Source organism: Fulvivirga kasyanovii (assembly GCF_009711405.1).
Lineage (GTDB): Bacteria > Bacteroidota > Bacteroidia > Cytophagales > Cyclobacteriaceae > Fulvivirga > Fulvivirga kasyanovii.
This window is the reverse complement of record NZ_SMLW01000390.1, coordinates 1-8,282: the sequence shown is the minus strand read 5'-3', so window position 1 is coordinate 8,282 and position 8,282 is coordinate 1. Positions and strand designations below refer to the sequence as shown.

Genomic DNA, 8,282 nt, shown 5'->3' with positions numbered 1-8,282 from the left:
AGGAGGCACAAATTTAAATATTTGGTATGTGCGACTCTAAAGATTATATCGTATTGGCCGAGGAAGCCCCGGTTCGGATAAGTTGGTGCAAACACTGCAAAACCTATTCGCTGGTATTTGGCACCAGCTATCTTTCTTTAACTAAACAAGGCCTGAGCAATTTCAAAGAGGTGCTGGAGGAACTCAAAGGCAAAAACTTTTGCTACGATCACTTCGGAGTCAATAAAGCGCTACTCAGGAACAACCGCTCTTCTGCCGGCATTTACCTCAGCAAAAAGGAAGTAAGCTCCCTGCTGGAAGTAATTGAGCAGGGCACAACCCTGAAAGAAGTTTATCATGTCCTATATCAATGACGGTAACTGATCGTCAGCTTAAAGATTTTACAAACATTTAATTCCCATAATTATGTCATTTGCTATTGAAAACAAGGTTGGTCTTTTCTATGGTACGGATACAGGAAACACAGAGGTAATTGCCCACCACCTGGCCGAACTATGGAAAATCTCAGAACTCGAATTAATAGAAGCCTGTGATATGACCGCTGCTGATTATGATCGTTTTGACATCATTATCATCGGTTTGTCCACCTGGTACGATGGAGATCTTCAAAGTGATTTTGAGAACTTCTTTGAAGAATTTAAAACTATAGATTTTAGCGGTAAAGTTGTGGCCATGTTTGGACTGGGTGATCAAACGGGTTATCCTGAATACTTTGTGGATGGCTTGGGTATACTGGGCGAAATTATACTTGAAAACGGCGGGTATATTATTGGTATGTGGCCCAATGAAGGTTATGAATATGATGAGTCCAAAGGCTTATACGATGAAGATCATTTCTATGGATTGGCCCTCGATTTTGAGAACCAATATGACCTTAATGAGCCGCGTCTCGAAGCCTGGATAAAGCAGGTAGAGCAGGAAATAGAGGAAATGGTGGAAGAAGCATAAACCGGAAGAACAGTCAATTGCACCATGTGTAACTATAGTCAACATATTATTCTATCAGAAAGTGACAATGCCCAGGTTAGCTGGTGCAAAGGCTGCCAGGGTTATTTTGTGATATTTAGCAGTTGTGCTTTATCGTTTTCTGATTTTGAGCTAGGTCATTTCAGGAATATTCTTCTTAACCTCAGCGACGGAGACTTCCATTATGATTTCCCTGGAGGACGGCAGGTCCTCATCAAAGATCACGGAGCTTCGCCAGGCATCTGTCTCACCCAAAAGCAGGCAGACGATCTGGAACAACTTATAGCGGAGGCTCAGACTGTGGTTGAGGCTTTTAAGATTATCTATCACTATAATACGGACTAATCGGTTATGGAGTATTTCATGGCCAATATCCTGATATTGCTGGTATGAATAAGTCCGGGAACCCTCCTGCTGCCAGCCGGACGAAGCGGTAATGGGTCCTTTTAAAATTCCAGATAAGGAGCCAGTTTGGCAACAGTTGCTGAGTCCAGCCTATGGATATGGTATAAGTCGCTGACCTGATGAAACTTACCGTGCTGATACCTGTAAGCCACAATAGCTCCGGCCTGATTGTTCGAAAGGTAAGGGTGGCGGGCAAGTTGTTGCTCTGTGGCCTCATTGACAGCCAGGAGGCGAATACCTGATAAAGACTGATCAATGTAAACCAAGGTATCCAGTTGGGCAAGTACTGCTTCGTTTAATCCCCAAATTTCTTTCAACTGATCTTTGCTCACAAAACCGCCGAGGCTTTCACGATATTTAAGTATTCTTTTTGAAAACACAGACCCAATACCTTTCAACTGCTTCAAAGCCATGGTATCTGCCTTATTGATATCAAAAGGCTGAATGGCTTTTTTGCTTACTTGTGTGTAAGTAGATACTGCTGGCCTTCGTTCTTCCGCAGGTACCTGTTCAGAGAATTGCTGTTTCATTTCTTTTTTAGCGGGCACTTTGATTTTCACATAGTCCCTGATCCTGCCAAAAGTCTCAGCGCTCAGGCCATAAACTTTTTTAATATCATCAACTGCATAAAACTTCCCCCCACTCGCGAGGTACCTTTCCCAATTAGAAGCTACTCCTTTATCTACCCCCATCATTTCAAGTTCCTGCCCTGAGATGTGATTAGGATCAAACATTTTGTATTTGTAATTGAATGGCCCTGGATCATAGAGGGTAGTATCAACTTCCATTTGGGCAATCAGCAAGTCTAATTGTTGTTTCTCTTTTTCTAGATCGACCTGCTCGTCAAGCAATTGTTTTATGAAGGAAGGTGCTAAAACCAGAAACAGGGAAAGCGGCAAAAGCATCAGCATACCGGTAGATTGAGACCTGGATATGCCAAATACACTACGTACCCACAATTGAAACTTTATCATTATTATAATAGTTGAGCAAATTATAATGATATTCTTTTATTTGACTAAAAGCCAACCCGGTGCAAATTATTTGCGTAGGGGTGAGGAAAATAAGTTATAAAACTGATCATGATCATATTTTCGACTCAATAGTCATAATATATTTGTGGTTACTATTTGAAAACGATATAAATAGTAAGACTAATTTTCAAAGTAATTCTATACTAATTAAATTTGCAGGCGTAAATTATAGTGATGCAGGAAACATTTAAGGTACTCGGGTTATCATTTAAGAATACCCCACTTGAGATCAGGGAGAAGTTGGCACTGGATGAGACACATGCCAAACGTTTAATGAAGTTCATGAATGAGTTTACTCAGGCAACAGATGTCCTGGTATTGTCAACATGCAACCGCACCGAAATTTACTATAGCTGTAAGAAAGAGCTTACCAAAGAGATCCTACAGGGCATTAGCCTGATCAAGGGCATAGACACTCCCATATCAGAATACTTTATTTCTTATAAGAAGCACAGTGTGGCTGTTGAACGTCTGTTTAAAGTTTCTATGGGGCTTGAAGCCCAGGTTGTGGGAGACCTGCAAATCTCAAACCAGGTAAAGAAAGCTTACCAGTGGAGTGCCGATGAAGACATGGCCGGACCATTCCTTCACAGACTAATGCACACCATATTTTTCACGAACAAGAGAGTGGTGCAGGAAACTTCGTTCCGCGATGGAGCTGCCAGCGTTTCTTATGCCACCAAAGAATTAATAGAAGACATCACTTCCGAAATCAAAGACCCACGGGTATTGATATTAGGTTTGGGTGAAATTGGCAGGGATGTGTGCCGTAACTTGGTTGACTCCAAGATCAGTAATGTTACCATTACCAACCGTACAGAAGAAAAAGCTGTAGCCCTTGCCAGTGAATGTGGCTTTAAAACCGTTCCTTTTGATGAGGCCCTGGAGGCCATTCAGGATGCTGACGTAATCGTATCGTCGATCGCTGCGGAAAGCCCTTTCATCACCAAAGAGGTAGTTGAAAAGCTTGAGATCCTGTCATTCAAATTCTTCATTGACCTGTCTGTGCCCAGAAGCATAGAGGTATCTATTGAAGATATCCCGGGGGCACTGATCTATAATATTGATAACATTCAAAGCAAGGCTTCCGAAGCACTGGAAAAGCGTACTGCTGCCATACCGCAAGTTGAGAACATCATAGAGGAAGCCATACTTGACTTCAATGACTGGTCAAAGGAAATGGTTGTTTCCCCTACCATCAAAAAGTTGAAAAACGCTCTTGAGGAAATCAGAAAAGAAGAGCTTGCCCGCTATTTAAAGAACGCTGAGTCCAAGGAAGCCAAGATTGTGGACAAAGTCACTAAAAGCATGATGCAAAAAGTGATGAAGCTACCCGTGCTACAATTAAAAGCAGCGTGTAAAAGAGGAGAAGCTGAAACACTTATTGATGTGCTCAACGACCTGTTTGACCTGGAAAAACAACCCTCTCAGGTTAAATAATCTTTATTATTTGCAATAAATGCGTTTCTTCATGTGTCATGGTGAGGTATTTTACTTTCCTTTGCACCCTAACTTCTAAAACATGATCAGAAAAATCGCAATAGTTTTATGCACATTCGTGTCTCTTCACGTTTTTGGGTGGGGCATGATCGGGCATCGTACAGTCGGGCAGGTTGCTGAAAAACACCTCAGCAAAAAGGCCAGCAAAAAAATCAATGAAATACTGGATGGCGAATCGCTTGCCGTAGTAAGCAACTGGATGGATGACATCAAATCGGATGATGCTTATGACCACACACATGCATGGCACTGGGTAACCATACCCGACGGCCAGACTTACGAGGAGAGTGAAAAGAACCCGGAAGGTGATGTAATAGCTACCATAGAAAGGTTGATCTCTGAACTTAAGCAGGGGAACCTTCAAAAGAAAGATGAAGCTGAAAAGCTAAAAATGCTGGTACACCTTATCGGTGACATCCATCAGCCCCTGCATGTAGGTCATGGAGAAGACATGGGAGGCAACAAAGTGAGGCTGGAATGGTTCTGGGAAAACTCTAACCTGCACCGGGTATGGGACAGCGACATGATAGATTCTAAAAAATACAGCTATACTGAGCTGGCCGACATTGTAGATAATGTAAGTAAGGAGCAGGTAAAGGCATGGCAGTCTTCCGGCGTCAGGGATTGGGCAAATGAATCCGTAGCCTTACGCAAGCAGGTTTATGATATTCCCGAAGACAAAAAACTCAGTTACGAATACCGTTACTACAACTGGTCAACCGTGAAATTGAGGTTGGCCCAGGCAGGAATACGACTTGCCGGTGTGCTCAATGAAATTTACGGATAAAACAAAGGAGGTGATATATGCACCTCCTCTTCCCTCCAAGCTGCAACCCCTTAGGGCAAACGGATCGAAAAAATAAAACTTGCAACGCGAGGCTTACCACTGAAAATCAGCAAACCGAGCCTACTGCTTTTACCCTTAGTCTACCAACCGCTTTTGCTGATTGCTATTAGCAGGTGTCCATTAAATGTGGAACCGAAATCTCAATGTTTCGCAGAAACCCGGCCTGACCCTCTTTCTGCTTTTTAAACCGCTACATGTTTATAATAAAATTTCTGGTTGATATAATCGAGCACGATAACGAAATCCTGTAGGAATCCGGAACCGATGGTACCTGAAGCATCCTGCAGCTCACGGTTAGAAAACTCCCGTTTTAGAAGGAAAGACTCCACATCATCAAAATTTTTGCCGGGCATGATCAGCCGCAAATCCTTGCCTTTATAACCTTGAATATTACCGTTCAAGCCTCTGCCCACATGGCACCTATACCCTTTGGAAGACTCAAGTTGCCCGTCCCCCTCTTTAAGAAAAAGTATCATTTCACGCGATGAGCCTGTATCCACATGCAAGAAAGCATCACGCTCCACCTCTCCTATCCCCAGCCTGGCTTTAATGTACGGCTTAGTATCTTTAATGATCAGCTCGGCAGCACTAAACCCTTCGTCGATTGGTGGCCTTACAAAAGGCTCAGTTAAAGTAATAAGCCGGTTTGGATAGTCTATTTTAACAATAAAACGGCTGAAGATCTGGTACCCGATAATTCCGTTAATGGAGGTGCCATCCACATAAGGAAAGAAGTTCCTATCATTGGTAACTACTATACCAATGCCCAATCCCTGAATGTCGGATACGCATATTTTATTGTCAGGCGACAATTTACCAGGCCTGTACTCACGGTGTCCGTACCCGTTAAGCCTCACCTCTTTATCGGGCAATACCGAGAGCAGTTTACCATATCCTTCGCCAAAAAGAATGAGGGATCTGCCTCCGGTATCAAGTACAAGGTTAACCTTCAAGTCATTATTGACTGTAACAGGGATTACCACCAGGTTTTCTATAAGCTTAAACCTGATGGTGGTTTGTTGTTTGTTGTTGATAAAATTGAAGCCAGGGTTAGCGGCAAATGCAAAAGAAGTAAAGACCAGAAAGGCACAGGTACAGACATACCGCCTCAGCCCGGTGCCGGGTTTGTTTTTTGTTGTGTTGTTCATGATTTTGTTGTTTTTGACCAATAGTTAAAGTACAAAAACAAACCGGGAATAAAATCCCGCAAACGGGTGGGTTTTTAGCAGAAAAAGGTCACTATAAAGGCATATCGGACGTACATTTTATTTTCTCAGGTCCATAAAAAAACCCGGAAGGCTACTAAACCAACCGGGTATTCGGAGCAAGAAATACACATTATAGGATTAAACCATGCTCAGTCCACCATCCACAACCAGTTCCGTACCATTGACGAAAGAGGCTTCGGATGAGGCAAGGAAAAGAACTGTTTTTGCTACCTCATCAGCAGAACCAAACCTGCCCAAAGGCACCAGTGAAGCAAAGGCTGTACCCATCTCTTCCACTTCTGCTTCAGATTTGCCCAGTTTACTATAAATAGGAGTCTCTATTGGGCCGGGACTTACCGCCACAGAACGAATACCTTTCTCTTTTAACTCAGTAGTGAGTATACGCACCAGGGATCTTAGACCAGCTTTGGAGGCAACATATGCTCCGGTGTGCGCGAAGCCTTTGGTTTGGGCAATGGTGGTATTGAAAATAACCACACCATCCTGATTAAGGTAGGGCAAAGCCTCTTTTACCAAAAAGAAAGGGCCTTTCAGGTTGATGCCAATAACCTCATCAAACAGTTCTTCAGAAGTATGCTCTATAGGTTGAAACGGCGCTATACCTGCATTTGGAAATAAAATATCAATGTTTCCAAACTTTGCTACCGTGGTGCTGATCACCTTTTTGATGTCATCAAGTTTGCCCGCATCGGCATGTATCGCAAGCACTTCTCCTTCAATTTCAGATGCAGCCTGCTGCAAGGCATCTTCCCTGCGGCCAGTAATCACCACTCTGGCTCCTTCTTTGGCAAATAATTTAGCCGTTGCGAGTCCGATTCCGCTATTTGCTCCGGTAATGATGGCTACTTTTCCTTTTAATTTTGTCATGATATAGATTTTATTTGAAACGATTATTCCAGTATACGGTATATTGAAATGATCGTTTCAAATAATGTTAAAAAAATTTAGTTCAATGACGCAATCACCTGATCCACAACACTATTAAGTTCTTCTCTAGAGGTGGTAAGCATGCCAGTCAGGCGCAGCCCTTGCAGACTGGTGAACAAATAGAGCGCTAGCTGATGGGCATTTTTATGAGCAGGTATCTCCCCTTTTTCCTGCCCGGCCCTGATCAGGTCTGCAAAAGTGCGGAGCAGAACCTGCTGATTGTTCAGGAGAAATTCCTGCACTTTTTCATCTGTGGCAGAAAGCTCAGCGGTACAGTTGATCAGGTAGCAGCCTTTCCGATCCTGGTCATTCTCTATACCATCTACCAAGGCCGTAAAAAAGGAACGGATAGAGGCAATAGCAGAATTGTCTTTAAAGAGATTGGCAAAAGCAAGTGTTTGCTCACGATCCTGATAAAATTTCAGCGATTCAAGAAACAGTGAAAATTTATCTCCAAAAGAATTGTAAAGGCTCGACCGGTTCAAACCAGTCGTATCCACCAAATCCTGCATAGATGTACCGTGATAGCCCTTTTTCCAGAAAAGGTCAGTCACTTTGCGGATAATTTCTCCCCTATCGAATGTAACGTTCTTCGGCATTGATCTTAATACATCTATTTTGGAATAATCGTTCCTTTATTCTATGCGCCTAAATTTACAACTAAAAAAGCCATTGGGAAACTCCCAATGGCTTTCATGTCTGATTATGTTAGCATGTACTAATATAAATAGTCCAATGCAGTTTTATCATCGTTGGTAAATGGTCTGCTCGAGCCATCTGTACAAGAAAGCATCCATGAACCGTTTCCGGAAGTATCAGCACCTGTAGGGGTTCCCGGAATGTGATTTGCGCCTACGCCACCATCTCCTTCATTGTAAGGAGAACCACCGCAGCTTATGCTTCTATCAAAGTAATCAGTGTGACGAAAACCGATGCAATGCCCCATTTCATGTGCTATTATGGTAGCTATGCCATCCACACTTAGTCCATAGCTTGATTCCAGGATTCCGCTAAGATTGATAGTTCCGTAAGGGTCGCCAGAAGCTGTCGGAAAACCGGCAGAACCCAGAACACCTCTACGCTCATCCCTTTTGTTTAATCTTTTGAAAACGATGTCTGCACTTCCACTGGAAGACACCCGCTGGAATGTTAGAGTTAGGCTTTCGGCATTGTACCTGTTGATTGCCTCATCCAACCCGGCCTGCTCTCCTGAGCTAAATCCCTTTCTGCCGGTTGGCATATAAACATTGATCACCCTTGGTCCATTTACCAGATTATCAGTGCTATACTGCTCTACCGTCGGTATATCCTTACCCGGGCTCATTCTTCCCAGGTCGGCATCTGTCAGGTAAATATCATTTTCTACCAGATATC

At 43.1% G+C, this 8,282-nt stretch carries 10 protein-coding genes; 5 read left to right on the top strand and 5 right to left on the bottom strand.

Translation table 11 applies throughout. The features are described 5' to 3' along the window. Nucleotides 1–26 precede the first annotated feature (26 nt). Genes E1163_RS04885 through E1163_RS04875 form a run of 3 tightly spaced genes read left to right on the top strand, consistent with a single transcriptional unit; the run spans nucleotide 27 to nucleotide 1,311 of the window. Nucleotides 27–353, top strand: a complete 327-nt coding sequence (locus tag E1163_RS04885) for a DUF6686 family protein (protein ID WP_155170091.1) — start codon at nucleotides 27–29, stop codon at nucleotides 351–353. A 52-nt stretch (nucleotides 354–405) separates the two neighbouring features. Then, nucleotides 406–948 carry a flavodoxin gene (locus E1163_RS04880; RefSeq protein ID WP_155170089.1) on the top strand — a complete coding sequence of 181 codons (543 nt, stop codon included), beginning with the start codon at nucleotides 406–408 and terminating at the stop codon, nucleotides 946–948. Nucleotides 949–972: 24 nt separating this feature from the next. Then, nucleotides 973–1,311, top strand: coding sequence for a DUF6686 family protein (locus tag E1163_RS04875; protein ID WP_155170087.1), 339 nt, complete (start codon nucleotides 973–975; stop codon nucleotides 1,309–1,311). Between the two features lie 101 nt (nucleotides 1,312–1,412). Here E1163_RS04875 and E1163_RS04870 read toward each other — a convergent pair whose 3' ends face one another. Next, nucleotides 1,413–2,345 carry a ComEA family DNA-binding protein gene (locus E1163_RS04870; protein WP_155170085.1) on the bottom strand — a complete coding sequence of 311 codons (933 nt, stop codon included), beginning with the start codon at nucleotides 2,343–2,345 and terminating at the stop codon, nucleotides 1,413–1,415. Between the two features lie 234 nt (nucleotides 2,346–2,579). Between E1163_RS04870 and hemA the strand changes: the two genes are divergently transcribed. Both hemA and E1163_RS04860 read left to right on the top strand, forming a co-directional pair. Next, nucleotides 2,580–3,845, top strand: coding sequence for a glutamyl-tRNA reductase (hemA, locus tag E1163_RS04865; protein WP_155170083.1), 1,266 nt, complete (start codon nucleotides 2,580–2,582; stop codon nucleotides 3,843–3,845). Between the two features lie 82 nt (nucleotides 3,846–3,927). Further along, nucleotides 3,928–4,692, top strand: a complete 765-nt coding sequence (locus E1163_RS04860) for a S1/P1 nuclease (protein WP_155170081.1) — start codon at nucleotides 3,928–3,930, stop codon at nucleotides 4,690–4,692. Nucleotides 4,693–4,934: 242 nt separating this feature from the next. Here E1163_RS04860 and E1163_RS04855 read toward each other — a convergent pair whose 3' ends face one another. The 4 genes from E1163_RS04855 to E1163_RS04840 all read right to left on the bottom strand — a co-directional run. Next, the gene (locus E1163_RS04855) at nucleotides 4,935–5,900 is read right to left on the bottom strand and encodes a hypothetical protein (protein WP_155170079.1); all 966 of its coding nucleotides are present in this window, start codon (nucleotides 5,898–5,900) and stop codon (nucleotides 4,935–4,937) included. 198 nt (nucleotides 5,901–6,098) lie between these two features. Next, the gene (locus E1163_RS04850) at nucleotides 6,099–6,848 is read right to left on the bottom strand and encodes a glucose 1-dehydrogenase (protein WP_155170077.1); all 750 of its coding nucleotides are present in this window, start codon (nucleotides 6,846–6,848) and stop codon (nucleotides 6,099–6,101) included. Between the two features lie 77 nt (nucleotides 6,849–6,925). Next, the gene (locus tag E1163_RS04845) at nucleotides 6,926–7,507 is read right to left on the bottom strand and encodes a TetR/AcrR family transcriptional regulator (RefSeq protein WP_155170075.1); all 582 of its coding nucleotides are present in this window, start codon (nucleotides 7,505–7,507) and stop codon (nucleotides 6,926–6,928) included. 119 nt (nucleotides 7,508–7,626) lie between these two features. Then, a partial coding sequence (locus E1163_RS04840; protein WP_155170073.1) for a M57 family metalloprotease occupies nucleotides 7,627–8,282 on the bottom strand: 656 nt, incomplete at its 5' end.

Bases quoted from the DNA above. Each gene is read 5' to 3' on its own strand.
- E1163_RS04885 (WP_155170091.1), top strand. From the start codon at position 27: ATGTGCGACTCTAAAGATTATATCGTATTGGCCGAGGAAGCCCCGGTT.
- E1163_RS04870 (WP_155170085.1), bottom strand. From the start codon at position 2,345: ATGATAAAGTTTCAATTGTGGGTACGTAGTGTATTTGGCATATCCAGG.
- E1163_RS04850 (WP_155170077.1), bottom strand. From the start codon at position 6,848: ATGACAAAATTAAAAGGAAAAGTAGCCATCATTACCGGAGCAAATAGC.
- E1163_RS04875 (WP_155170087.1), top strand. From the start codon at position 973: ATGTGTAACTATAGTCAACATATTATTCTATCAGAAAGTGACAATGCC.
- hemA (WP_155170083.1), top strand. From the start codon at position 2,580: ATGCAGGAAACATTTAAGGTACTCGGGTTATCATTTAAGAATACCCCA.
- E1163_RS04855 (WP_155170079.1), bottom strand. From the start codon at position 5,900: ATGAACAACACAACAAAAAACAAACCCGGCACCGGGCTGAGGCGGTAT.
- E1163_RS04845 (WP_155170075.1), bottom strand. From the start codon at position 7,507: ATGCCGAAGAACGTTACATTCGATAGGGGAGAAATTATCCGCAAAGTG.
- E1163_RS04860 (WP_155170081.1), top strand. From the start codon at position 3,928: ATGATCAGAAAAATCGCAATAGTTTTATGCACATTCGTGTCTCTTCAC.
- E1163_RS04880 (WP_155170089.1), top strand. From the start codon at position 406: ATGTCATTTGCTATTGAAAACAAGGTTGGTCTTTTCTATGGTACGGAT.